23 protein-coding genes are annotated in these 26,520 nt (G+C 46.0%); all 23 read left to right on the forward strand.

Features of this window, described 5'->3' with window-relative positions; all coding sequences use genetic code 11:
- Positions 1 to 4 precede the first annotated feature (4 nt).
- On the forward strand, positions 5 to 1,048 hold the full coding sequence (purM, locus tag MM817_RS04850; RefSeq protein WP_241712323.1) for a phosphoribosylformylglycinamidine cyclo-ligase: 1,044 nt from the start codon (positions 5 to 7) through the stop codon (positions 1,046 to 1,048).
- Positions 1,045 to 1,629 carry a phosphoribosylglycinamide formyltransferase gene (gene purN, locus MM817_RS04855; RefSeq protein WP_241712324.1) on the forward strand — a complete coding sequence of 195 codons (585 nt, stop codon included), beginning with the start codon at positions 1,045 to 1,047 and terminating at the stop codon, positions 1,627 to 1,629. The genes purM and purN overlap by 4 nt, the downstream gene beginning before the upstream one ends.
- The gene (gene purH / locus MM817_RS04860; RefSeq protein WP_241712325.1) at positions 1,629 to 3,170 is read left to right on the forward strand and encodes a bifunctional phosphoribosylaminoimidazolecarboxamide formyltransferase/IMP cyclohydrolase; all 1,542 of its coding nucleotides are present in this window, start codon (positions 1,629 to 1,631) and stop codon (positions 3,168 to 3,170) included. The genes purN and purH overlap by 1 nt, the downstream gene beginning before the upstream one ends.
- 28 nt (positions 3,171 to 3,198) lie before the next feature.
- A complete protein-coding gene (gene purD / locus MM817_RS04865; protein ID WP_241712326.1) occupies positions 3,199 to 4,485 on the forward strand; it encodes a phosphoribosylamine--glycine ligase in 1,287 nt (428 codons plus the stop codon).
- A 42-nt stretch (positions 4,486 to 4,527) separates the two neighbouring features.
- Positions 4,528 to 5,445 carry an EamA family transporter gene (locus MM817_RS04870; protein WP_241712327.1) on the forward strand — a complete coding sequence of 306 codons (918 nt, stop codon included), beginning with the start codon at positions 4,528 to 4,530 and terminating at the stop codon, positions 5,443 to 5,445.
- Positions 5,446 to 5,536: 91 nt separating this feature from the next.
- Positions 5,537 to 5,677, forward strand: a complete 141-nt coding sequence (locus MM817_RS04875) for a hypothetical protein (RefSeq protein WP_241712328.1) — start codon at positions 5,537 to 5,539, stop codon at positions 5,675 to 5,677.
- A gap of 159 nt (positions 5,678 to 5,836) precedes the next feature.
- Positions 5,837 to 6,178: a hypothetical protein gene (locus MM817_RS04880; RefSeq protein ID WP_241712329.1), complete on the forward strand. Its 342-nt coding sequence runs from the start codon at positions 5,837 to 5,839 to the stop codon at positions 6,176 to 6,178.
- A gap of 158 nt (positions 6,179 to 6,336) precedes the next feature.
- Positions 6,337 to 7,413 carry an N-acetyl-gamma-glutamyl-phosphate reductase gene (gene argC, locus MM817_RS04885; protein WP_241712330.1) on the forward strand — a complete coding sequence of 359 codons (1,077 nt, stop codon included), beginning with the start codon at positions 6,337 to 6,339 and terminating at the stop codon, positions 7,411 to 7,413.
- A gap of 11 nt (positions 7,414 to 7,424) precedes the next feature.
- Positions 7,425 to 8,231, forward strand: coding sequence for an acetylglutamate kinase (argB, locus tag MM817_RS04890; RefSeq protein WP_241712331.1), 807 nt, complete (start codon positions 7,425 to 7,427; stop codon positions 8,229 to 8,231).
- The gene (locus MM817_RS04895; protein WP_241712332.1) at positions 8,224 to 9,450 is read left to right on the forward strand and encodes an aspartate aminotransferase family protein; all 1,227 of its coding nucleotides are present in this window, start codon (positions 8,224 to 8,226) and stop codon (positions 9,448 to 9,450) included. The genes argB and MM817_RS04895 overlap by 8 nt, the downstream gene beginning before the upstream one ends.
- 13 nt (positions 9,451 to 9,463) lie before the next feature.
- Positions 9,464 to 10,426, forward strand: coding sequence for an ornithine carbamoyltransferase (gene argF, locus MM817_RS04900; RefSeq protein ID WP_336605149.1), 963 nt, complete (start codon positions 9,464 to 9,466; stop codon positions 10,424 to 10,426).
- Positions 10,427 to 10,438: 12 nt separating this feature from the next.
- On the forward strand, positions 10,439 to 11,644 hold the full coding sequence (locus MM817_RS04905) for an argininosuccinate synthase (RefSeq protein WP_241712333.1): 1,206 nt from the start codon (positions 10,439 to 10,441) through the stop codon (positions 11,642 to 11,644).
- A gap of 15 nt (positions 11,645 to 11,659) precedes the next feature.
- Positions 11,660 to 13,054, forward strand: a complete 1,395-nt coding sequence (argH, locus tag MM817_RS04910; protein WP_241712334.1) for an argininosuccinate lyase — start codon at positions 11,660 to 11,662, stop codon at positions 13,052 to 13,054.
- 290 nt (positions 13,055 to 13,344) lie between these two features.
- Positions 13,345 to 14,031, forward strand: coding sequence for a cell division ATP-binding protein FtsE (ftsE, locus tag MM817_RS04915; RefSeq protein WP_241712335.1), 687 nt, complete (start codon positions 13,345 to 13,347; stop codon positions 14,029 to 14,031).
- Positions 14,021 to 14,899 carry a permease-like cell division protein FtsX gene (gene ftsX / locus MM817_RS04920; RefSeq protein WP_241712336.1) on the forward strand — a complete coding sequence of 293 codons (879 nt, stop codon included), beginning with the start codon at positions 14,021 to 14,023 and terminating at the stop codon, positions 14,897 to 14,899. Before ftsE ends, ftsX begins: the two co-directional genes overlap by 11 nt.
- Positions 14,900 to 14,995: 96 nt before the next feature.
- Entirely contained in the window at positions 14,996 to 16,402 is a 1,407-nt protein-coding gene (locus tag MM817_RS04925; protein ID WP_241712337.1) for a S41 family peptidase, read from the forward strand.
- A gap of 87 nt (positions 16,403 to 16,489) precedes the next feature.
- Positions 16,490 to 17,779: a hypothetical protein gene (locus tag MM817_RS04930; RefSeq protein ID WP_241712338.1), complete on the forward strand. Its 1,290-nt coding sequence runs from the start codon at positions 16,490 to 16,492 to the stop codon at positions 17,777 to 17,779.
- 53 nt (positions 17,780 to 17,832) lie between these two features.
- On the forward strand, positions 17,833 to 18,639 hold the full coding sequence (locus tag MM817_RS04935; RefSeq protein ID WP_241712339.1) for a flagellar motor protein: 807 nt from the start codon (positions 17,833 to 17,835) through the stop codon (positions 18,637 to 18,639).
- Positions 18,640 to 18,719: 80 nt separating this feature from the next.
- Positions 18,720 to 20,705 (forward strand): excinuclease ABC subunit UvrB, encoded by a 1,986-nt coding sequence (gene uvrB, locus MM817_RS04940; protein ID WP_419723370.1) that lies wholly within the window; start codon positions 18,720 to 18,722, stop codon positions 20,703 to 20,705.
- 56 nt (positions 20,706 to 20,761) lie between these two features.
- Positions 20,762 to 23,617, forward strand: a complete 2,856-nt coding sequence (gene uvrA / locus MM817_RS04945; protein WP_241712340.1) for an excinuclease ABC subunit UvrA — start codon at positions 20,762 to 20,764, stop codon at positions 23,615 to 23,617.
- Positions 23,618 to 23,632: 15 nt separating this feature from the next.
- Complete coding sequence (locus MM817_RS04950) at positions 23,633 to 23,962, forward strand: tRNA-binding protein (protein WP_241712341.1); 330 nt, start codon at positions 23,633 to 23,635, stop codon at positions 23,960 to 23,962.
- Positions 23,962 to 25,026: a PucR family transcriptional regulator gene (locus MM817_RS04955; protein WP_241712342.1), complete on the forward strand. Its 1,065-nt coding sequence runs from the start codon at positions 23,962 to 23,964 to the stop codon at positions 25,024 to 25,026. The genes MM817_RS04950 and MM817_RS04955 overlap by 1 nt, the downstream gene beginning before the upstream one ends.
- A 153-nt stretch (positions 25,027 to 25,179) precedes the next feature.
- Positions 25,180 to 26,289: an ABC transporter ATP-binding protein gene (locus MM817_RS04960; protein ID WP_241712343.1), complete on the forward strand. Its 1,110-nt coding sequence runs from the start codon at positions 25,180 to 25,182 to the stop codon at positions 26,287 to 26,289.
- Positions 26,290 to 26,520 lie beyond the last annotated feature (231 nt).

The raw sequence follows: 26,520 nt of genomic DNA on the forward strand, positions 1-26,520 counted from the left end.
GCATATGGCAGATATGTATCGAGCGGCCGGTGTCGATATTGACGCTGGCAATGAGACGGTAGAGCGCATTAAGCCACATGTGTTGCGCACGTTACGCAAAGAAGTGCTTGGGGGCATCGGTTCGTTTGGTGGTGGGTTCTTGTTTCCAAGTGATCGCTATCAGGAACCTGTACTTGTGTCTGGAACAGATGGCGTAGGGACAAAGTTGAAACTCGCTTTTGCGCTACATCAGCACGATACAATAGGCATAGATGCCGTTGCGATGTGCGTCAATGATATCTTAACTTCTGGAGCGGAACCACTCTTTTTTCTTGATTACTTTGCAACGGGCAAGTTACATCCAGAAGTTGCAGAGCAAGTCGTAAAAGGGATCGCTGATGGTTGCGTGGCATCAGGTGCCGCACTCATTGGTGGTGAGACTGCCGAAATGCCTGGAATGTATGGAGCGGGCGAGTACGATATTGCTGGGTTTGCTGTAGGTGTCGTGGAACGCGAGATGATGATCGATGGACATCTCGTTCAAGCAGGTGATCAAGTGATCGGCTTGGCTTCATCAGGACCACACTCCAACGGATATTCTCTTATTCGTAAATTAGTTGAGGATCATGGTCATTTCTATGATGAACCTTTTGGCGATGGCACAAAAACCCTTGGTCAGGAGTTACTCACTCCAACAAAAATATATGTAAAGTCAATCTTATCCTTATTGTCCACTGTATCCATACATGCCATGGCCCATATTACGGGTGGTGGGTTGTTAGAAAATATTCCTCGCGTGCTACCCGAAGGACTTGGCTGTGTTCTCGATCAGTCTGCATGGCCTGTGCCGCCGATCTTTCAATGGCTACAAAGTTTGCAGGAGATGGATGAACAAACGCTTTTTCGCACATGGAATATGGGCATAGGGTTTGTATTAGTCGTTTCGCGCACAGATGCAGTGCGGGTTGTGGAGGCACTTTCACACCTTGGAGAAGCAGCGTTCATCATTGGGCAGATTGAGTCTGGAGTATCTGGTGTCATCCTAACGTCAGACAAGAATTTGCGATGAAGACAGTCCAAATTGCCGTTTTCGCTTCTGGCGAGGGGACAAACTTTCGGCGTCTAGTGGAGAGTGAGCGTGCAGATGAGCTTGGCTGTGGGCATATCGCACTTTTGGTGAGTGATAAGCCGCATTCAGGTGCCGTTTCCTATGCAAGAGAGATGGGGATTGCCACGTTTGCACATACGCACAAGGAACTTCTTGGAAAAGAACAGTGGGAACTGGCTATATTGGAGGAAATGCAAAAACGCACCATTGATCTCATCGTGTTAGCTGGCTATATGCGTATCATTGGGACAAAGGTTATTGAAGCGTACACAAAGCGCATGATCAATCTACACCCGTCTCTATTGCCTGCATTTAAGGGACTGGATGCTATTGGGCAGGCACTTGCGGCGCAAGTCAAAGAAACAGGTGTAACCATTCATTATGTAGATGCAGACCTTGATGCAGGTCCTATCATTGCACAGCAGAGAGTTCCATTGGAACCATCTGATACGTATGAACAAGTAGCTAGACGTATTCAACGTGTCGAGCATGAGTTACTACCGCGGGTGGTCAAACAGTGGTGTGAAAAGGAGACTAGATGATGGCAAGAGCATTAATTAGCGTCTCAGATAAAACGGGCATTGTACAATTAGCGCAAACTTTAGAGGCGGCAGGTGTGGAGATCGTATCGACAGGCGGTACCTTTCGAACACTATCGCAAGCAGGTATTGCTGTACAAGAAGTTTCTCAAATCACTGGCTTTCCTGAAATGATGGATGGACGCGTCAAGACGCTACATCCACTTATTCACGGAGGGCTACTTGCATTGCGCGACAATGAAGAGCATATGCAAGCTGCGAAAGAACATCATATTGAGATGATTGATTACGTGATTGTCAATTTATATCCGTTTTCAGCAACGATTGCAAGAGCAGATGCAACGCTAGAAGAAGCTATTGAAAATATTGATATTGGTGGACCCAGCATGTTACGTGCTGCTGCGAAAAATCACGCATATGTCATCGTCTTGGTCGATCCAAGTGATTACGGGTGGGTTGGAGAGCGCCTGGCCGCGGGGGAAGGTTTTACGCAAGATGAACACTTTGCGCTTGCCGCAAAGGTATTTCGCCACACGGCAGCTTATGATGCACTGATTGCAGAGTACCTGACGAGACAAGCAGGAGAGGTGTTTCCAGAATCCATCTCACTGACGTATACAAAGGCACAGACTCTCCGGTACGGTGAGAATCCACACCAGCAAGCGGCGTTTTATACTTCGACGCAAAAGGTATATCCTTCGCTACAAACGGCTGTGCAAAAGCAAGGTAAGGAATTATCGTATAACAATATTCAAGATGCTAATGCTGCGCTATCGCTATTGCTTGAATTTAATGAACCAACAGTGGTTGCAGTGAAACATATGAATCCATGTGGCGTGGGGACAGGTCGCGATGCACATGAAGCATTTGTACGTGCGTATGAAGCAGACCCTATTTCTATTTTTGGTGGCATTGTAGCTTGTAATCGCATCATCGATGCAGATGTGGCTAAGCCACTGACGGAACTCTTTTTAGAGATTGTTATGGCACCTGGTTTTACTGAAGATGCTCTTGCGATTCTCGCTAAAAAGAAAAATGTCCGAGTACTTGAGCTTGGTGAGTTTGTGGAAGATCGGACATCTTCTGCTGAACATACGTTGCGCGATGTGCGTGGCGGATTACTAGTTCAGGAGTCTGATGTACGTGCATTAACACCTGCAGATATAACGGTGGTCACACATCGTGCGCCGACAGAAGAAGAGCTAAGCGAGTTGTTATTTGCTTGGAAAATTGTAAAACACGTCAAGAGTAATGCCATTGTTCTCACGAAAGATCACCAAACGGTTGGAGTCGGAGCAGGGCAGATGAATCGCGTGGGTGCAGCGAACATTGCGATCGCACAGGCGGGGGATCAAGCCGCAGGTTGTGCACTTGCTTCCGATGCGTTTTTCCCGATGCCAGATACGCTTGAAGCGGCAGCAAAGGCAGGCATTCGCGCTGTGATTCAACCTGGCGGTTCAATCAAAGATCAGTTGTCTATCGATGTGGCTAATGAATACGGAATTGCGATGGTATTCACCGGGGTACGGCATTTTCGTCATTAGAAAGGCGCAAGTCAAGAGGAGTGAGCATGTGAAGGTTCTCGTGATTGGCAGTGGTGCACGCGAGCATGCGATCGTTCGCAAACTTGTCTTAGATGCAAGAAAAGATTCGAGTGCGCGCGAGGTGTTTGTGTATGCGGCACCAGGGAATCCAGGGATAGGGATGTATGCTACGTGTGTGCAAATTGAAGTGACAGATATCGAACGTTTACTTGCATTTGCTATCGAACAGAAGATCGACTTAACGGTTGTGGGACCCGAGGCACCACTTGCGCTCGGGATCGTGGATCGATTTTTGGCGGCTGGTCTGCGCGTATTTGGCCCAACGAAAGAAGCGGCTAAGTTAGAATCAAGCAAAGCGTTTGCGCGTGAACTCGCAGAGCGGGCAGGTATACCTTCTCCTCATTTTAAGACTTTTTCTGATCCAGGCGCAGCGTGCAACTATGTGGAGAGCCTTACTGGTCCGATTGTTGTAAAAGCGGATGGACTTGCAGCAGGAAAAGGTGTTGTTATTGCAAACACAAGCGACGAGGCACAGAAGGTCATTTTGACGCTGATGGAAGAACACGCGTTTGAAGGTGCGGGAGATACTGTGGTTATTGAGCAATTTCTCGTGGGACGCGAGGTATCTGTGATGGCATTTGTCGATGATTCTGGATATGCTTTGATGCCGTTGATTGAAGATCATAAACAACTGTATGCGGAAGATAGGGGTCCAAATACGGGTGGTATGGGAACGTATGGTCCTGTCGACTTTGTGGGGGAAGATGCCCTACAGAAAATTCGTGCACAGGTATTTGATCGCGTATTGATGCAGTGCCGCAAAGAAGGCATCATATTTCGTGGAGTGCTGTTCGCAGGACTGATGATGGTTGACGGAGAACCGAATCTCATTGAATTTAATGTGCGCTTTGGCGATCCAGAGACGCAAGTCGCATTAGAGTTGTTAGAGACGGAGTTACTTTCTATTTTTGAGGCAGTTAGTGATGATCGAATGAATCAAACACCTATCCATTTTGCTGCAGATTCTGCGATTTGTGTAGTATTAACGTCTGCTGGTTATCCGGAATCGCCACGCAAAGGGGATGTTATTACAGGAATTGACGCTAGCCAAGATAGTGAATTTGTGTATACTTTACACGCAGGCACTCGTTTCAGTGAGCGTTCTTCAGATCTTGTCACGCATGGTGGTCGCGTACTATGCGTTGTTGCAAGAGGAGAATCGCTTGCGTTGGCGCGTCATCGCGCTTATGAACGTATTGCAACTATCTCTTTTATGGGCAAACATTATCGCGATGATATAGGGTTGCGAGAGTAGTGAGTGCATCAAGGCCTGACATGATATGTGGAGTTTTTGTGGATGATGAACCAAGGACATACTTCTAACCGTCTGTTTGCTTTGGCTGTGTTGATAGGTGGCGCTAGCTATGGATGCGTTTCACCTGTTGTGAAGATCGCGTATCATCATGGTTTTTCTGCTAGTGACGTGACTGCAGGACAATTTTATTATGCGATGATTATTTTGTGGGTGATCAGTTTAATTGCTGCTAAAGGTAAGCTGAGTTTTCGCGGGATTTCTCCCATGGACATATGGCGCATGATTGCACTTGGGTTACTTGGAACTGGAACTGCAATCTTTTATTACCGTGCACTGACCGTTTTGCCTGCTTGGCTCGCTATCATTCTATTATTTCAATTCTCTTGGATCACCTTTGTGATTGATTATCTCGTGCGTCGTAAAATCCCAACACATTGGCAGTGGTATGGAATCGTGCTTATTGTTTTAGGGACTGTGCTTGCCAATATTCATACGCAGGCTACACAGCATCTCTCCATAGTAGGCATGGTCGAGGGTGTATTGTCAGGCGTTTCGTATGCGCTGTTTTTATATATTAATGGGAGCTTGAAGGCGCAAATATCGCCATTTTTGCGTGCTGCAATGATTACGACAGTATCTTCCATTGCCGTTTCATGTATCTATGTGCCAAGTGTAGAGGTGTTTGTAGCTGCACGGCAGGGGATGTGGGTCTATGGAATGCTCATCGGTTTACTGAGTCAGGCGATTCCGACCTCGCTATTTGCGATTGGTATACCACGCGTGGGAGGATCTGCTGCAGCGATCTTATCTAGTTCAGAGTTGCCTGTAGCGGTCATACTCTCTGCGCTGATCTTACATGAACAGGTCGATGTGATCGCATGGTTAGGTGTCTTACTGATTATTATTGGTATTGTTGTGGGACAACGGCAACAGAGATATGGGATGAAATGGTCTGAGTAGAACGTCACATACCAGGTTAACGGAATGCTAGAAAGAGCATACTATTCGCGATCGTAGCTGATCGAAAGCAATGACGCGAGGAGGATGTGGCGTGGACAATAAAACGAGTTCCAAAGCAGATGAAAAAAGTGCAACGCGACTTTCGCCCTTAGCTTCAAAGAGTCAGTCGCGCGGAGAAAGTATAAAAGAAATGCAAGAGGAAGAGACGATGCAAAGTCGATCTGGACAGTAGGAAATTCTTACAAAGGACCGTATCTAGCTCTGATGTCATCAGGTAGATACGGTCCTTTGTTGTCTAATGGATACTAGCTACATTCTGTAACGAGTTGACTAAAGACAAGCTGATATGTATTGTAAAGATATATGTAAAGGATAGGAAGGTGTTAGCTTTTTGTTTAGCATACATGTGATATTGGGATTAGCGATTATTATTATTTCTGCACTTTTGTTACTGTGGAATGCTCTTCGGTTTGGCAATGGATGGAAACGTCCCGGTTTTGGACGCATTTTAATTGGATTGCTTGATCTACAGATAGTCATTGGGTTAATCGTGTTTATCGAACATCCCATTTGGGGGTGGTTTTTGTTACATCCCATCATGATGATTATTGTGGTAGGGCTCGCCCATGTGCTTGTATCGGAGAAACGCAAACCACAGACGCAGTTGATTGGATATTTATTGACTACTGTGTTGCTCATGGTAGGCGTATATTTTGCGATTAAGTTTGGTTGATCAACGAGTAGTCGATACATTGGCTATGAGGTAGATATCCACAAACATGATAGGACAGTTGGAATTAAACTGGAGGAATTTCTTCCGGTTTATTTTTATAAGTTTTATTGAAACTTTATGCACATAGATGTATAATGATTCAGGAGAGGGGTGACAGTATGCGAATGGCGCTACTGGGCGCTACCGGTTACGGGGGCATTGAAACGTTGCGAATTTTACAAGGCCGTACTGACGTAGAACAACTAATTGTTGGGTCGGATCGATACGCAGCACAAGCGATCGAGCAGGTTTTACCGCAATTTAGGGGATCTTCGATTGGCCAAGTACAGTTTACGAAGATGGCAACACTTGATGACTTTCCTATGGTGGATGTGGCCTTGTTAGCCATGCCGCATGGTGAAGCTCCAAAATATGTAGATCGATTGCTCGATCGTGGGATTCGCGTAATTGATTTTAGCGGCGATTATAGACTTCCTTATGACACTTATGAGTTGTGGTATCAAGCACCTGAAAGAGCACACTATGTACCTGGAGTATACGGATTACCTGAATTGTATCGCGATCACATCCGTAACGCCGAATTGATCGCAAACCCCGGGTGCTATGCAACTGCAGCTGAGCTCGCATGCATTCCGCTTATGGAGCAGCAAGTGATCGATCCTTCGCGAATGATCATCGATGCGAAGTCAGGAGTATCTGGAGCAGGAAGAAGCCCCAAGCTCGATTCTCATTTCGTGGAAGTTGATGGTAGTTTTCGTGCTTATAAAGTAGGGCAACATCAACATACGCCTGAGATTGAACGAATTTTACAAGATGCGATGGTGCGGGGCTCGACTAATCTAGAAAACGCCTTGGCAACACATGATCACAGTTCTGTGAGAGTGCTACTCACGACGCAGTTGTTGCCCATTAAACGAGGAATATACCTGACGGCATACGCACAATTGACAGGCACGATGACAACAGAAGAAGTAACGCATATGTACAAAAAGAGATATGAAACGGAACCTTTTATAAAGGTTTTGCAACCTGGCTACATGCCAGAGATCAGGCATGTAGTAGGCACGAATGAATGTCACATTGGCATTCATGTAGATGATCGAACACAAACCGTCATGATTGTAGCTACAATTGATAATCTCGTGAAAGGCGCTGCAGGTCAGGCGTTACAAAATGCGAATCTGATGCTTGGCATTAAAGAAACGACTGGCCTAGAGCAGACTGCATGGTGTTGAGGGGTGAACTTGTGCAAACCATTGTGTTGAAGTATGGGGGTAGCATGAAGGAAGATTCGACGTTGCTTTTAGAAGAAGTAGCGTATTACGCACAGCGTGGTGTGCGCTTTGTGATCGTTCATGGTGGCGGCCCCGAAGTGACACACTGGTTAGCACGTCTGGGTCACGAAACGGAATTTGTGCAAGGACAGCGCGTGACTGATGAATTTTCACTTCAAGTAGTAGAGATGGTGCTCGCAGGTCGTGTAGGCAAACGCATAGTGAGACAACTACAACAGTTTGGCATAGAGGCTATTAGCATAAGCGGAGAAGACGGGCCAATCATCGCAGCTACGTTGTATGAAGAGGGATTGCTTGGGTATGTTGGGCAAGTAGAAACGGTGAACACATCGCTATTAGAAGTGCTACTCGCTGCAAAGATTGTTCCAGTTCTCGCTCCACTTGGGCTAGATGCGGCAGGTCAGTTGTATAACATTAACGCTGATTTTGTGGCGGCAAGTCTTGCAGGGGCGCTGCGTGCAAATGCTTTTATATTAGCCACAGATGTATCCGGTGTGCGCGAACACGCACAATCTGCGCATACGCTGGATCGCCTTACGGCGGATGAAGCACTCGCTATGGTGCATGATGGGCGTGCAGTAGGCGGTATGATTCCGAAGTTGCAAGCAGCAGTCGGTGCGATTGCGCAAGGTGCAAAGGCGGCGTACGTGTTAGATGGTCAAAAAGCTGACACGCTACAACGTGTTTTAGAAGATCGTGCTGTTGGCACGCGCATTATGCCAAGTGAAATGGTGAGAGGAGGAACGGATCATGCCTGAATTACAAAAGATGGCTTCTTATACGCCACCATCCAATTATACACAGATACGAGAGATGGATCGTGAGCATGTGATGAGCACGTATGCTCGACAGCCGCTTGAAATTGTGCGCGGTGAAGGGGTCTATGTTTTTGACGGAGAAGAGCGAGCATATCTGGATTTTACAAGTGGGATTGCTGTGTGTGGACTTGGACATTGTCATCCAGCACTCGTTGCAGCCGCAACTGACCAATTGAACCAATTGTGGCACATCTCCAATATCTATTTAACTGCTCCACAGGCGGAATTGGCGGAGCGGTTGACGAGTATCAGCGGTATGGATCGGGTGTTTTTTTCGAATTCTGGTGCTGAGGCCAATGAGGCCGCGATTAAACTTGCCAGACGTTATGCGAAACATAAGTTTGGAGCGCATAAAGGTGATATTTTAACGTTTGCACATTCATTTCACGGGCGCACGATCGCAACGGTCACTGCGACTGCACAACCAAAATATCAAGAGGGAATTGGACCACTACCTGGTGGGTTTCGCTATATAGAAGAAGCGACGATGAAGTCAGTAAAGGCTGCAGTGACAGAGAAAACAGCGGCAATCATGATCGAACCCATTCAAGGAGAAGGCGGCGTTCGACCGTTTTCCAGCGAGTTTTTACACGAGTTACGAGAGTATTGCACAGAGATGGGATTTTTGCTGATCTTTGATGAAGTGCAAACGGGTGCCGGGCGTACAGGTGCGTGGCTTGCATGGCAGCGGATGTCTGTGAAACCGGATATTGTGACTATGGCAAAGTCGCTTGCAGGTGGCTTGCCGATGGGGGCGACGCTTGCCACGGAGGATGTTGCAAAGGCGTTTACGCCAGGCACTCATGGCTCTACATTTGGTGGCAATCCTGTAGCTGCACGAGCTGCGCTTGCTCTCATTGACATCGTGACGGCACCAGGTTTTTTTGATCAAGTGCGCCGTCGAGAGCAACAGTTATACGGTGAACTTGTGAAATTAGCTGCTCTGCGCAGTGATATCGTCGATGTACGCGGGCTTGGACTGATGTGGGGCATCCAATTAAAAACGGCGCGAGCAAGTGAAGTGGTGGATCGTGCGCGGGATCTTGGCTTGCTGTTGTTGACAGCTGGTGCCGATACCGTGCGGTTGTTGCCACCCCTGATTGTAACTGGGAAAGAAATAGAGAGTGCGGTTGCGATAGTCAACAAAGCATTAGGATAAGGGGGACTTGAACATGGGGATGGTAGCTGCTCGTGAAAGTGGTTTGAAGGGCACTCATTTTCTTGATTTTGGTGGGTGGACTGCACATGAAATGCACACAGTGCTGGCGCTTGCCAATGAGCTGAAGCAACAACGTGCGAGACATGAGGCGACTCCCTATTTGCAGGGGAAGACGCTTGGCATGTTATTTGATAAGGCGTCAACGCGCACGCGTGTGTCGTTTGAAGTAGGAATGTACGAATTAGGTGGTCATGCGCTCTTTCTCTCTGATCAAGCAACACAAGTAGGCCGTGGCGAGTCACTTGCTGATACAGCTCGTGTATTGTCGCGCTATGTGCATGGGCTTATGGTGCGTACACATGCGCACGCACGCGTGGAGCAATTGGCGCGTTATGCCACGGTGCCTGTGATCAATGGACTGACAGATGATCATCATCCTGTGCAAGTATTGGCAGACTTTATGACGATTCTTGAGCATAAAGGGCGATTGCGCGGACTGACATTGGGTTATGTTGGGGATGGCAACAATATGGCTCACTCACTGTTGCAGGCAGCTTCGATCGTAGGTATGGATATTCGTATTGCAGTTCCTAAAGGGTATGAGCCACGGGTAGATATTGTAGATCAAGCGCGGCGCAGAGCGATGGCTTTACATTCACAAGTCATCTTGACAGAAGATCCTAGTACAGCTGTTGAAGGTGCTGATATTGTATATACAGATGTCTGGGCGAGTATGGGGCAAGAAGAAGAGTCGGATAAACGGATCGTTGATTTTAAAGGGTTTGAGGTCAATGCAAAAATGCTCAAACGCGCACAGTCTGATGCTATCTTTATGCACTGTTTACCTGCACATCGCGGTGAAGAGGTTTCGGAAGAAGTATTAGAAGGTGCGCAGTCCGTGGTATTTGACCAAGCGGAAAATCGGTTGCATGCACAAAAAGCGTTGCTTGTAGCGCTGATGGGTGATCATCAATAAGGGGTGGAGAACATGGGGAAACAAAAATTAGTATTAGCTTATTCAGGTGGACTCGATACGTCAGTCGCGATTAAATGGTTGAGTGAAAAATCAGGATATGACGTGATTGCGTTATCGGCTGATGTGGGTGAAGGAAAAGATCTGGCTTTTGTCAAAGATAAGGCACTCTCCATTGGTGCGGTCGAGTCTTATATGATAGATGCACGGGAGCAATTTGCGGAAGAATTTATTTTGCCAAGTTTATATGCGAATGCCTTGTATGAAGGAGTATATCCGTTGTCGGCGGCGCTTTCACGACCGCTGATTTCTAAGTTACTCACAGAGGTGGCAACCAAGGTAGGAGCAGGGGCTGTTGCACATGGTTGTACGGGCAAAGGTAACGATCAGGTGCGCTTTGACGTGTCTGTAGCGGCACTCGATCCAATGCTTACGGTTGAGGCACCTGTGCGCGAGTGGGCATGGTCGCGCGATGAAGAGATCGCTTATGCAAAAGAACACGGGATTCCGATCCCAATCACTCTCGATAGCCCGTTTAGTATTGATGCTAACTTATGGGGTAGAAGTTGCGAGGCAGGCGTGTTGGAAGATCCTTTTGCAGAAGCGCCTGAAGAAGCGTTTGACTGGACAGTTAATCCACTGGATGCACCCAATCAGCCGGAGTATGTTGAGATCGAATTTGTTGCCGGGCGACCCGTCAAGTTAGATGGAGAGTCCATGCCGCTTGTGACGTTGATTGAGCGACTCAATCAGATAGCAGGGGCGCATGGAGTAGGTCGTATTGATCATGTGGAGAATCGATTAGTTGGGATTAAATCGCGTGAAGTGTACGAGGCACCAGCTGCCATTACGCTGATTAAGGCACACCAGGCTTTAGAATATTTGACGTTGACCCGTGAGGTTGCACAATTTAAACCACAGATTGAACAAAAGTATGCGGAACTTGTATATAATGGATTATGGTTTTCACCATTAAAGTCAGCACTTGATGCATTTATTATTCAAACGCAAGCTCATGTGACTGGCACAGTGCGGATGAAGTTATTTAAGGGAAACACTTATGCTGCTGCTTCTAGTTCGCCCTATTCACTCTATAACAAAGAATTAGCGACTTACGCGGGTGGCGATACGTTCGATCATAAGGCGGCGATTGGATTTATTTCACTGTGGGGACTACCTACGCGATTACAGGCAACCGTACAAACGGATACGGATAAGTAAAGGGGTAGTTAGTCAATGAAAAAACAGTCTAATGCCATGTGGGGTGGACGATTCACTAAGCAACCAGATGAGCTTGTGGAGGCGTTTGGAGCTTCTGTCGCATTTGATCAGCGGCTTGCACCGTATGATATTGCAGGAAGTATCGCGCATATCACCATGCTTGCGAAGCAAGGGGTCGTCACTTTGCAAGAGTCAGCCACGATCGTTGAGGGTCTAGAAGCGATTCGCAGTGAAATCGAAGCGGGCGACTTTGTGTGGGAGCAAGCGCTAGAAGATGTGCACATGAATATCGAACAAAAGCTGATTGAACGTATTGGACCTGTAGGAGGCAAACTTCATACGGGGAGGAGTCGCAATGATCAAGTGGCACTTGACTTGCATCTGTTTACTCTCGATGAAGTAGCGACCGTAGACACGCTTGTGATGGAGTTGCAAACGGCGCTATGCGACTGCGCAGAGCACTACTTTGAAGTGCTGATTCCGGGTTATACGCATATGCAACGAGCGCAACCGGTCTTATTTGCTCATCATCTCCTTGCGTATGCATGGATGTTTGCGCGGGATCGCGAGCGGTTAGATGGAGTGCATCAACGTGCTGACCTGATGCCACTTGGCGCAGGGGCGCTTGCTGGGACATCATTTCCGTTAGATCGCGAATGGGTAGCAAAGGAACTAGGGTTTACTGCACTATATGAAAATAGCATGGATGCTGTGAGTGATCGAGACTATGTGATTGAGGCGTTGTCCGCCCTATCGCTTCTGATGATGCATCTTTCGCGATTGGCAGAAGAACTGATTTTGTGGAGTAGTACAGAATTTGGCTTTATTGAATTGGACGACGCGTATACGACGGGCTCGTCGATGATGCCACAAAAGAAAAATCCTGATATGGCTGAGTTAGTGCGAGGAAAAACAGGGCGTGTGTACGGTCATTTGCTAGGACTTCTTACGACATGCAAGGGTCTGCCACTGACGTACAATAAAGATATGCAAGAAGATAAAGAAGGATTATTTGATGCGATCGATACTGTGAAAAATGCGGTGCGCATTTTTACAGGCATGATTGCAACTCTCACTGTACGCGAAGAGGCTGTCTCACTTGCTTTACGTGAAGATTATAGCGCAGCGACTGATGTGGCAGATGCTTTAGTGCGAGCTGGTATGCCATTTCGCGAAGCGCATGAGGTTGTTGGGAGCATGGTGCGCTATTGTATTGAACACAAAAAACCTCTCACAGAGATAAGCGCATCTGAGTTAAAGCAGTTTACTGAGTTGTTAGATGTTCAAACGATTGCTTCACTTACGCCAGCTGCACTTGTGGCTGCACGTCATGTGCGAGGTGGCACGGCGCCCGCAGCTGTGCGTGAACAGCTACGGCTGTTTCGTGAACACTATCTTTCGCGTGAGTAAAGGCTCGAACACATGGATATGTCAATCAACGAATCAGGACCCATCAACAGAGCTTGCTCTTTTGATGGGTCCTTTGTGATATATGCTCCTGTTGATGCCACTACGTGTGTTTTCTACGATGCATCACGAAGATTGGCGTCAGTTCTCAAAGTGGCTAGTGTGCATGGAAATTACATCCACATGCAGGAGTTTCGATTTGGTTGTCGAATATAGTGTCGAAGAATGACACATAGCCATGAATCATGGTTATAAGTTGTGATTACGAGGTCAACTCCGCATGGGGGATCGGTATGATTGAGATGCAAGATGTTTGGAAGGAATATGGTAATGGTGTTACAGCTTTATCGGGTGTTTCTGTGCGTATTCCGCAAGGGACGTTTGTCTATGTCGTAGGGCCAAGTGGCGCAGGCAAATCTACGTTTATTAAGTTGATGTACCGACAGGAACGGCCTACTAAGGGACATATTTTTGTTGGTGGTTTTAACATTGAACGGCTACGTGAACGGCAAATTCCTATGATGCGAAGACATGTCGGGGTCGTGTTCCAAGATTACAAGCTACTGCAACAATTAACGGTAGCTGAGAACGTCGCTTTTGCATTAGAAGTCATTGAAGTCTCACGCAAGATGATCTATAAGCGTGTCAATGAGGTATTAGAACTCGTAGGTCTAGAAGATAAAAGGAACATGCTTCCGCTTGAGTTATCTGGTGGAGAACAACAACGGGTGGCGATTGCGCGGGCGCTTGTCAATAAACCAAAGGTTGTCGTTGCAGATGAACCCACAGGGAATCTGGATCCAGAAAACTCCTGGGCTATTTTAAAGTTACTGGAACGTGTCAATGATCGTGGTACCACGATTGTCATGGCTACGCACAACCGAGAATTGGTGAATGCGAGTAAAAAACGAGTGATCGCTATAGAGGATGGACGCATCAATCGAGACGAAGAGCGCGGGGATTATGGATATGAAGATTAGAACAATTGGGCGACATGGCAGAGAAGGTTTCAAAAATTTATTTCGCAATGGATGGATGACGTTTGCAGCAGTGAGTGCTGTGGCAGTCACCTTGCTTATTTTAGGGGCGTCTCTTGTCCTTAGTGTAAATATCCAAGCGATGTCTCTCAATATCGAAAATCAGTTACAATTTAATGCGTATGTTTCAGATAGTGTTAGCGTTAAGGAACTGCCGGTGCTTGACCACAAGTTGCACGCGATTGCAGGTGTGCGATCGGTTACATTCGTATCTAAAGAAGCTGCGTTAAAAAGAATGAAACAAATTTTGCAGTCAAATGCGGACTTAATTAATGGTCTTGGCAATCCATTGCCAAACGAGTTTGTTCTTCAAGTCAATAACCCACATCAAATTGCAGAAATAGCAAACCAAGTAGACCATATCAAGGGGATTGAAAAGGTCCAGTATGGTGCGAGTGTCGTTCCAAAACTCCTTTCCATTATGACGATCGTACGCGATACTGCAGTTATTTTTATCGTTGGATTGATCATTATGGGTATGTTTTTGATCTCTAATACAGTTAAGATTACGATCTTTACGAGGAAACGCGAGATTGAAATTATGAAACTTGTCGGTGCGACAGATGGATTTATCCGCGGGCCATTTTTTGTTGAGGGAACACTCATGGGGATCTTTGGAGCGCTTATTCCTAGTGTTTTATTGTATGAAGGATATCGTTGGATTCGCCACGCCATCGAGCTTTTTCCTCCCTTTACGCTACTCCCAACGCCCTATGTGATGGATCGGGTGGTACTTGTACTTCTTGGTTGTGGACTCTTTATAGGGGTATGGGGTTCGCTTGTTTCGATGCGCAAATTTTTGCGCGTGTAATCAGGTGTGTTACTGACAGACTCGTCCGCATAGAGTATAGGAGATTGTACGAAAGTACAAGCAATGCGATTTGCGGGCGAAAGTCAGGTGGTACATATGGTTAGCAAGCGAGTAGGTAAGTGGAGTAGGCTGATTGGAACTGTGGCTTTGACGGCTGCGGTTACAGTCATTGGTTTAAAGTGGGTTGGTGCAGATTTCTCTCCATTATCAGGGGATGCATCGTACCAAAAGTTTGTGTCAGCCTATGAATTACTCTCTCAAAGTTATGTTCAAAAGGTGTCCACGCCACAGCTTTTAGAGGGCGCGATAGGCGGGATGGTTCAGTCGGTAGGAGATCCTTTTTCTGTCTATATGAATCCAGGGATGACAGCGCGTTTTCGTGAGTTAGTGACGTCGCACTTTCAAGGCATTGGTGCTGTATTGTCCTTGCAATCTGGCAATATGGTCATCTCGACTGTGATGCCTGGTTCCCCAGCGCAAAAGGCTGGGTTGGCGCCTGGAGACATGCTTTTGAAGATTGGTGGTACGTCAACTACAGGACTATCACTGGAACAAGCTGTTGAGAAGATTCGCGGACAGCGCGGAACGTATGTCACTTTAGAGATTAGACGTGGCGATCAGGAGCTAACGATGAAGGTCATGCGTGCGCGACTAGATCAAGCGACTGTTTATGCGCGGATGCTGCCTGATCAGATTGGCTATCTACGCATTACCCAATTTAGTGAAGATACAGCATCAGCATTTGCGCGAGATTTAGACATTCTTACGAAAAGTGGAGCTCGTGCACTGATCATCGATGTGCGCGATGATCCGGGTGGACTATTGCAAAGTGTGGCACAGATTTCTGACGACCTGCTTCCAAAGTCGAAGGTCATTGTTCAACTTCAAGATCGGGCTGGGAAACGTGAAGTGATCAGATCGACAGGTGGCAGCGTGCATGTGCCAATGGTATGTCTCATCAACGGGGATAGCGCCAGTGCGGCCGAGATTTTGGCTGCGGCATTAGAAGAATCGGGCAATGTCCCCTTGATTGGAGAGCGTACATACGGTAAAGGAACTGTGCAAGAAACGCGAGAATTTAAAGATGGTTCAAGTATAAAGCTAACAGTAGCCAAGTGGTTAACTCCAGATGGGCAATGGATTCATAAACACGGTATTGCGCCGACTGTAGCTGTACCTACACCATCGTATTTTCGGTTGCCGCCGCTTGCTATGACGATGGCTACACCCTATACACTCAATGCGAACAACGTTGAAGTGGCAGTGTTACAGCGGATGTTGCTTGCACTGGGCTTTAATCCGGGACGAACCGATGGGTATTATAGTCAGGAAACCAAAAATGCTGTAGCTGTTTTTCAACGCCAACAAAAACTCCCAGTAAATGGGGAATTGAACGATGCTACAGCGTATGCAGTAAATGTCGCGATACTCAGGTTAAAACAGCGGGACGACCCCCAACTGACTGCAGCGATTGGATATTTAGAGCAGAAACTCATGAAGTAATAGCAGGAAGCTGTGCAATATGTGTCGAATAGATAACCTGTGGATATCCATGGGTTATCTTTGTTTTTGTTGATGAGGAAAGGGACGATGGTCGTGGCGATGTGGCAGCAACTGAGTGATGGCTATATGCGACTATTGATAGAACCGTGGATTTATTTGTTGATGGTTGGTTTTGTGTGGGTGCAGTATCGTCGTGGAGAGATTATGGAACGGACATCTTTTGGAGTAAAGGTCAACTTTGCGGACTTAGAGTGGATGATTTCTGTTTTGTATGGAGTGGTCGGTGGGATTCTTGCAAGTATCGTCTTTTGGTTATTGCATGTACAAGTAGGTCTTGTTGAGATTGTGTCGATATGGATGATCATCGTCGTTTTGATGTTGATCGACGTACGACTGACTTGTATTGCTTACGCTGGACCCTTATTCATTGTAGCTGCAGTCATTTTACAATGGCTTGCTTCTACCTCTGGTGTTCTACAAGTTCTGTGGTTGCGCAAAGTAGCTGATGCGCCTACACACTTTGCTTCGCTGATCATGATGGTTGGCGTTTTACATGTCATGGAGGGAATTCTCATTTTTATGGGAGGATGGCGCGGCGCATCTCCATTGTTTGTAGAGAGTCGACGCGGTCAAGTGATTGGGGCCTTTTCACTGCAAAAGTTCTGGGCGATGCCCATGGTATTAGGTACGGCTGTCGGTGTGGTTCCTTTTCCTGTAGTGATTGGGTTTAGTACGCTAACTGTTGGATTTATTCCAAAGCATGCGGCGCGATTGGCCGCTAGTCCGCTTGTTTTGTATGGAGTACTTGTGACGGTTGCTGGTTTGTTGGCCAGAGGCCATATGGTATGGACGATTCTCGTTGCCGTTTTTACGTTAGTATTACATGAATTATTGTATAAATGGGTGCAACACAAAGAGATGAACGCGGCGCCCTTGTTTGTAAGGCCAGCTCGTGGTGTACGCGTACTGGCCACGATTTTGCGCAGTCCAGCTCGTGCGGTGGGCCTTCAACCTGGAGATACGATGGTGAAAGTAGGTTCGATGAATGTCAATAGTGCGTATGATATTCACTTTGCTATCGATCAAAATCCTGCTTATGCAAAAATCGAGGCAGTGGATCTGCGCGGTGAAACAAGGTTTTTGGGAACGCCAATTTTTGAAGATGATCCACATCAACTCGGCGTGATTATGGTGCCTGATGAGCATGCGCGTGAGTATGCAGAGATTTATCCGTTTTCCGCTGCACGCTGGCTGTTTGAGTGGTGGCGGCGCAGAAAAACGATAGGTGGAACGCACGGACAAAGGCGGCGCAAACGGCAGAGTCGGCAAAGTCAACAACATGTGGTCGACAAAAAATCAACTGTGATCGATTCATAGATAAAATATAGGAATCAAAACGATAGGTGTCGTAGATAAGGGGTTATGGGAAAGTGGATATTACAACATTAGTTGGGTTGCTGTTGAGTTTGATCTCTCTTCTTGTGGCGTTTGTTATGGAGGGTGGATCTCCGCTCGCACTATTTGGCTTGTCGGCTGGATTGATCGTGTTTGGTGGTACGATTGGCGCTCTTATTGTGTCGTATCCTGGAGCGCAATTAAAATCAATACCTAAATTATTTAAAATTGCCTTTACGAATCGATCGACGGATCCACTTGATACGATTGATCGCTTGGTGGAACTTGCGACGACTGCTCGTCGTGAAGGAATTTTATCCTTAGAAGATAAGTTGACGGGGTTGTCGGATGAATTTCTCCGCAGCGGTATACAGTTGGTTGTTGATGGTGTAGATCCTGAATTGGTGCGAACCATACTCGAAACAGAGTTAACAGCCATGGAGGGTCGGCATGAGATAGGTGCAGGCATCTTTGAGTCAGCAGGCGGGTTTTCACCAACCATGGGAATACTCGGAACCGTTATGGGTCTTATTCATGTGTTAAGTGATTTATCGGATGTCTCTCGTCTTGGTCCGCTAATTGCTACAGCTTTTATTGCGACGCTGTACGGTGTGGGTACGGCTAACTTACTTTGGCTTCCTATTGCCAGCAAACTTAAAATGAGATCAAAGTTAGAAGTGACTGGTAGAGAGTTAATTGTAGAAGGCATTTTGTCTATTCAAGCGGGCGAAAACCCCAATACATTGCGTCAAAAATTGCAGGTATTCTTACCGCCATCGGCACGTGAGCGGTCTGTACAGACTAGTGGGGCGGATGGTAAGGTCGGAGCTCTTGATGCATAAAAAGCTATCGTTATATGTGGAGTTTATATCGAACGTATGATCGTATATAATAGAGAAAGGAGTGCAGAAGGAGGGTTGACATGATGGCCGATGCGTTACCTGGGTCGTTTCACTTGGTGTCAGACTATACGCCGACTGGTGATCAACCGACTGCGATTGATGAATTGGTCACGGGCTTGAATGAAGATCATGCTTTTCAAACGCTACTTGGTGTGACTGGATCCGGAAAGACGTTTACCATTGCCAATGTTGTTGAAAAGATAAATCGACCAACACTAGTTATCGCACACAATAAAACATTAGCCGCACAGCTCACAGCTGAGTTTAAAGAATTTTTTCCGCAAAACGCGGTGGAGTACTTTGTTAGTTATTATGATTATTATCAACCAGAAGCTTACATTCCACAATCGGATACATTCATTGAAAAAGATGCAAAAATTAACGATGAGATCGACAAACTGCGACACTCTGCGACTAGTTCACTTTTTGAGCGAAATGACGTGCTTGTCGTAGCTAGTGTGTCGAGTATTTTTGGTTTAGGGAGTCCATTTCGTTATCGGGAAAACGTATTGTCTTTACGTGTAGGCATGCAACGACCGCGCAATGAAATCTTGCATAGATTGGTTGATATGCAATATGAACGAAACGATATGAACTTTACTCGTGGAACATTTCGCGTACGAGGCGATGTGGTAGAGATTGTTCCGGCTTCGCAGGGAGATCATGCCTTACGAGTCGAGTTTTTTGGGGATGATATTGATCGAATTACTGAAATTGACGTACTTACAGGTGAGTTGATCGGACGTCGAGATCATATTGCCATTTTTCCTGCTTCTCACTTTGTCTCATCAAAAGAGACTATTGAGAGGGCGGTTACAAGCATTCGCGCGGAAGCCGTAGAACGTCTAGAAGAATTGCGTCATGCTGGAAAGCTACTTGAAGCACAACGCTTAGAACAACGAACCAATTATGATCTTGAGATGATGATGGAAGTTGGATTTTGTTCAGGGATTGAAAATTACTCGCGACATTTAGATGGACGTGTGGCAGGAGAACCACCCTACACATTATTCGATTATTTCCCTAAGAATTTCTTATTGGTGATTGATGAGTCGCATGTCACCATTCCGCAGTTACACGGTATGTACGGTGGAGATCACACGCGTAAAATGACACTCATTGAACATGGGTTTAGGTTGCCATCTGCTGCAGATAATCGCCCATTGCGCTTTGAGGAGCTTAGCAGGTACACATATCAAACCGTGTTTGTGTCTGCTACTCCAGGTGACTACGAGAGCAATGTGAGCGCAAATATTGTTGAACAAATTATACGACCCACAGGATTGCTCGATCCTGTGATTCACGTGCGTCCGATTAAAGGACAAATTGACGATCTTATTGGCGAAATTCGCAAGCGCACGAATCGTGATGAAAGAGTGCTTGTCACGACGCTCACCAAGAAAATGTCTGAGGATTTAACGGATTATTTAAAAGAGGTTGGAATTAAAGTTAGATATTTACATAGCGACATTAAAACGTTGGAACGGATGTCGATCCTACGTGAGCTTCGTCTTGGGGTATTTGATGTATTGATTGGCATCAACTTGTTGCGAGAAGGTCTGGATTTGCCTGAAGTTTCTCTTGTAGCCATATTAGATGCGGATAAAGAAGGTTTCTTGCGAGCAGAGCGCTCCTTAATTCAAACAATCGGAAGGGCTGCACGTAATGCATCTGGAGAAGTGATCATGTATGCTGATCGCGTGACAAGGTCCATGGATGTTGCCATTTCTGAAACCAATCGCCGACGTGAAATTCAGATAGCTTATAATACGTTGCATGGCATAACTCCGCAAACGATTAAAAAATCGATTCGAGACGTGATTGAGGCTACTAAGTCTTTAACCGATAGCGATGACCTAGAACGCAAAGTGAAGAGTATGACTAAAGCGGAACGTAAAGAGCTCGTAGGGCGCTTAGAAAAAGAAATGAAAGACGCCGCAAAAGCGCTGCAGTTTGAGCGGGCGGCAGAGTTGCGCGATCTGATAGTAGAACTATCAGGTTCGTAATATAGACGGCTAAAAATAATGCATTCAATAAACAGTGGTGATAGAGGAGAATGGTTATGGCCCATGAGAACATCGTGATTAAGGGGGCTCGCGCTCACAATTTAAAAAATATCGATCTCGTGATTCCACGTGATCGTCTTGTGGTTCTTACGGGGTTAAGTGGATCGGGGAAGTCATCTCTGGCATTTGATACATTGTATGCGGAGGGGCAGCGCCGATATGTAGAGTCGCTTTCATCTTATGCCCGACAATTTTTAGGGCAGATGGAGAAGCCCGATGTAGATGCGATTGAGGGACTATCTCCAGCGATATCGATCGACCAAAAAACGACCAGCCGCAATCCTCGTTCAACGGTTGGTACGGTGACTGAAATTTATGATTATCTACGCTTGCTTTTTGCGCGTGTTGGTAGACCGCATTGTCCAAAGTGCGGTATACCGATTTCTTCACAGACAGTGGATCAAATGGTTGATCGTGTGATGAATTTAGAAGAAGGTACACGAATACAAATTTTAGCTCCCATTATTAATGGCAAAAAGGGCGAACATGCTAAAGTATTTGAAGACTTGCGCAAGAGTGGATATGTGCGGGTGCGCGTAGATGGGGAATTGCGTGATTTGAGTGAAAAGATTGTGCTTGAAAAAAACAAAAAACACAGTGTTGCCGTTGTGGTAGACCGAATCGTCGTCAAGCCTGAAGCACAGGCGCGCGTTGCAGATTCATTGGAGACAGGTCTCAGTTTAACGGATGGAACTGTTGTTGTAGATGTCATGCAAAAAGAGGAATTACTCTTTAGTCAAAATCTTGCTTGCCCTGTTTGCGGTTATAGCGTGGGTGAGATCAGCCCTCGTATGTTCTCTTTCAATAGCCCATTTGGGGCCTGTGAAGCGTGTAGTGGTCTTGGCGTTAAATTAGAAGTGGATACAGTACTTGTGATTCCTGATCCTACAAAATCGATTGATGCAGGAGCGGTAGTTCCTTGGATTGGTTCTACGTCAACCTATTATCCACACCTGTTAAAAGCCGCCTGTAAACACTTTTCTATCCCCACAGATGTCCCAGTTGAACAATTGTCTGGAGAACAGATTCAGACATTATTGTATGGTATACCTACTGAAAAGATTGTGTTTGTCTATGACAATGATTTTGGACAAAGAAAACAAATAGAAGTTTTATTTGAAGGGATTATTCCTAACCTTGAACGTCGCTATCGGGAAACTGCGTCCGAATCGATTCGTGAATTTATTGAGGGATTTATGGCTAGCCGCCCATGTCCAACCTGTCGGGGGCAACGTCTGCGAAAAGATAGCTTAGCTGTGCGCATTGAGGGTAGTAATATTGCAGATGTAACTAGTCTATCCATCGGGGATGCGATTCGTTTTTTCGATGCGCTTACGCTGTCTGAGAAGGAACAGCAGATTGCGCACTTAGTGCTAAAGGAAATTGCTGCTCGTCTTGGCTTTTTGCGCGATGTAGGGCTGACTTATCTTAGCTTGAGTCGAGCTGCAGGCACGTTGTCAGGAGGAGAAGCGCAACGGATCAGGCTAGCTACGCAAATTGGGAGTAGTTTAGTTGGAGTTTTGTATATTTTAGATGAGCCTAGTATCGGATTACACCAGAGAGACAATGAGCGGTTGCTTCGTACATTGACTCATATGCGCGATCTTGGCAATACGCTTATCATTGTAGAACACGATGAAGATACGATGTTTGCGGCTGATCAGATTATTGATATCGGTCCTGGGGCAGGCGTTCATGGGGGACAAGTCATGGCGCAGGGAACTGTAGAAGAGATCATGGCAGATCCAAAGTCGCTCACAGGGCAGTATTTAAGTGGAAGGAAATTTATTCCTGTTCCCTTGGAGCGGCGGACACCAGATGAACGTTATCTCGTGGTTAAAGGAGTGCACGAAAATAACTTAAAAGGCTTCGACGTAAACATTCCGATTGGTCTTTTCACCTGTGTGACTGGGGTTTCAGGGTCAGGTAAGAGTACGCTAGTCAATGAAATTATCTATAAAATACTTGCATCTCAGCTCAATAAAGCGATGACTCGCCCTGGTAAATTTAAGTCGGTAAGTGGACTTGAATACCTTGAAAAGGTAATCAATATCGACCAATCTCCGATTGGGCGTACGCCGCGGTCGAATCCTGCAACGTATACTGGTGTTTTTGATGATATCCGCGATGTGTATGCGACCACTTCAGAAGCAAAAATTAGGGGTTATAAAAAGGGCCGGTTTAGTTTCAATATACGCGGTGGTCGATGCGAGGCGTGCCGCGGCGACGGCATTATAAAAATTGAAATGCATTTTCTTCCGGATGTATACGTTCCTTGTGAAGTGTGTAAAGGTAGACGTTATAACCGCGAGACGCTAGAAGTCCATTATAAAGGCAAGTCAATTGCGGACGTGCTTGATATGACGATTGAAACTGCGTCTACATTTTTTGAAAATGTACCGCGCATTACACGAAAGCTAACGACGTTAGTTGATGTTGGACTTGGATATATGCGCTTAGGACAGGCGGCAACTACATTATCTGGCGGTGAGGCGCAGAGAGTGAAGCTTGCTTCGGAGTTGTATCGTCGCAGCACAGGTAAAACAATGTATATCTTAGATGAACCCACAACTGGATTGCATGTGGCAGATATTGAACGCCTACTCATTGTCTTGCAGCGTCTTGTGGACGCAGGTGATAGTGTGGTTGTTATTGAACATAATCTTGATGTAATTAAAACTGCAGATTATGTTATTGATTTAGGGCCTGAAGGTGGCGATCAAGGGGGACAACTGGTAGCGCAAGGGTCGCCCGAACAAATCTGTGCCACACCAGGTTCGTATACTGGGAAGTATTTGTCTCCTATCTTGGAACGGGATTTAGAGCGGATGAGAGAGCAATGTAAGGTATAAAAAGGGGCGATTGATTTGGCGAGCATAGAAGATTTTTCAATGCTTGATATTCGAGTGGGTACCATTCTATCTGCTAGAGTGCATCCAACGGCTAAAAAGCCTGCCTTTCAGCTGGAAATTGACTTCGGTTCACTTGGGATCAAGTGGAGCTCAGCTCAACTTACTGTTCTATATCAACCACAAGATCTAGTGGGTATGCAAATTGTAGCCGTCACCAATCTTCCTCCTCGTAAAATTGGAGGATTTGTCTCTGAGGTGTTAGTTCTTGGAGCAGTGGGGGAAGAAGGAAGCGTAGTCTTATTGACTCCTGAGCGGATAACGCATGTGGGGGATCGGATTGGTTAATGAAAGTTAGAAACGGGGTGGATAGGCTGCGCTATCATCGGCAAGTGATCGAGGCGTTTCTAGAGCGCATGCAATTTGTTGAAGAAGTCCCTGCGGACGTTGTAGCTGTGCCTGAAAAGGAAGTCAGAGCAGGTATCATGATCGATGATCATGTGTGGTTTCTAATGGACGATGGGTATGAGAGATTGCGTTATGCGTATGTAACTCGAGATCTACTCAATACAACAGAATGGCAACTTTTGCGCCTTATCCTTCTCCATTTTCGCGGAGAAGAAGAGGCTGGCCATATGCGATGGGAAACTAGATTAACTGATGCCCTACATGAAACGCCAGAAGCGTTTGCGAGTGCCATTCGCATCGAAGATGATATTGAAAACATGACTGTTCCATGGTCATGGCCTGTTTTTTTGATATCTGTACGCCCTAAAAACAGCTCAGTGCAGGAAGTGAGCAGTGAAATTAGAAAAACATTGGAATCGCTTGGACAGGGTCCCGAGGAGAGTCCGTATGTTGTCATCGATCAGTCACTCATCGCGGGTATTTTCCCTTTATCTAACAAAGAGCGAGGGGACAATGGTATGATCGTAGGGGAGGAAACGGCGTACGCTCTTGTAGATGGATTACTTTCCGAATCGTTTATTGAAGGTAGAGTCGTTTGGAGTGAGCCGATAAAAAGTTTCCCTGAACTGTTGCGCACAGCAAAACGCATGCTGTACTTGATCTTAACTGCTGAGCGGTTTATTCCTGATCAACGCGTATTATCGATGCGGGGATTGGGTATTTATGAGTTGCTCTATTCGATTAAGCCAAATTTGCGGCAAGCATATGCAGATCATGTGTTACCTGTGGCTGCAATAACTGCACTTGGTAATGAGCTGGAGCAGACAGTGACCATCTTTATCCAGTGCGATTTAAATATGAGTGAGACAGCGCGGCGACTGTACCTGCATCGCAATAGCTTGCTGTACCGCATTGAACGGATTCGAGAACTGACAGGATATGATATTCGACGGTTTGATGATGCGATGACAGTCTGGAGTGCCTTGTTACTTAATCGATTATAAAATGAAAGATGTAACTACATATGTATAGAACGATCTATCCAAATCTGATCCGTAATCTTTGTGTACGTTGCCATATAGTATGATCCATTCAGGGCAAGCTATACTGTAGGAGACATGTACAACAAGAGTTGATTGTGAAAGGGGCATATTTTTTTGGCCGAAGTGATTCTATCTCACATTTATAAGCGATACCAAGGTAATGTAGTGGCTGTAACTGACTTTAATTTAGATATTGCGGATAAAGAGTTTATTGTATTGGTTGGGCCTTCTGGTTGCGGGAAATCCACGACTCTACGCATGATTGCAGGTTTAGAGGAAATCTCCGATGGGGAACTTACGATTGATGGCAAAAAGATGAATGATGTAGCGCCAAAAGATCGTGATATTGCAATGGTTTTTCAAAACTATGCACTGTATCCGCATATGTCTGTCTATCAAAATATGGCGTTTGGTTTAAAGCTAAGGCACTTTCCCAAGCCAGAAATTGATAAACGCGTACGTGAAGCAGCTCAGATTCTTGATATTGCTCATTTATTAGATCGTAAACCTAAAGCATTATCAGGTGGTCAAAGACAACGGGTGGCGCTAGGACGGGCTATTGTTCGTGAACCTAAAGCTTTTTTGATGGATGAACCGCTTTCGAATCTGGATGCTAAATTACGCGTACAGATGCGCTCTGAGATTAGTAAATTGCATAAGCGTTTACAGACTACATTTATCTATGTTACGCATGATCAAACGGAAGCTATGACGATGGGTGATCGCATTGTTGTCATGAAAGATGGATTTATTCAACAAGTAGCGACTCCACAAGAGATATACAGTCATCCACGCAACTTATTTGTGGCTGGATTTATTGGATCACCTTCGATGAACTTTATATCAGGGCGCATAGAACAAGAGGGAGATACGATCCGATTTGTGGCTCCAGGGATCTCTCTTGTCATTCCACAAGGTAAGCATGACCGTATTCGCAATGAGGGAATGATCGGTAAAGAAGTTGTATTTGGCATTCGCCCAGAACATGTGCATGATGAACCTATGTATATTGAAACGTTTCCTGGTGGTATTTTTGAGGCAACAGTAGATGTAGTGGAGCACATGGGATCTGAGATGTATTTACTCTTTGATATCAGTGGTCAGATGGTCAACGCGAGAATTGTTGCTCGCGGGGATGTGCAAGTAGGTACTCAGATGAAAATGGCTATTGATATGGATAAAATTCATCTGTTTGATAAAGAGAGTGAACTTGCTATCTTTTAGAGCCTGTTCAAAAAGGGGGCAGGTAAGACCCGCGCAGTGCAAGGAAGCAAGCCAAGAATGTGGACTGAGCGTATGTTTTGGGTACGTGAGGGAGCGTTCTTGGCGCTGACGCTGCAATGTGCCGGGGAGTTCTGACCCCTTTTTGAACAACCTCTTTTAATGGATCGAAGAAGATCTGTGAGAGGCAAAAGTGAGTACGCTTTTTATGAAGCGTGATGAGAGGATGGTACC

It is taken from the genome of Sulfoacidibacillus ferrooxidans (genome assembly GCF_022606465.1).
Taxonomy (GTDB): domain Bacteria; phylum Bacillota; class Bacilli; order Alicyclobacillales; family SLC66; genus Sulfoacidibacillus; species Sulfoacidibacillus ferrooxidans.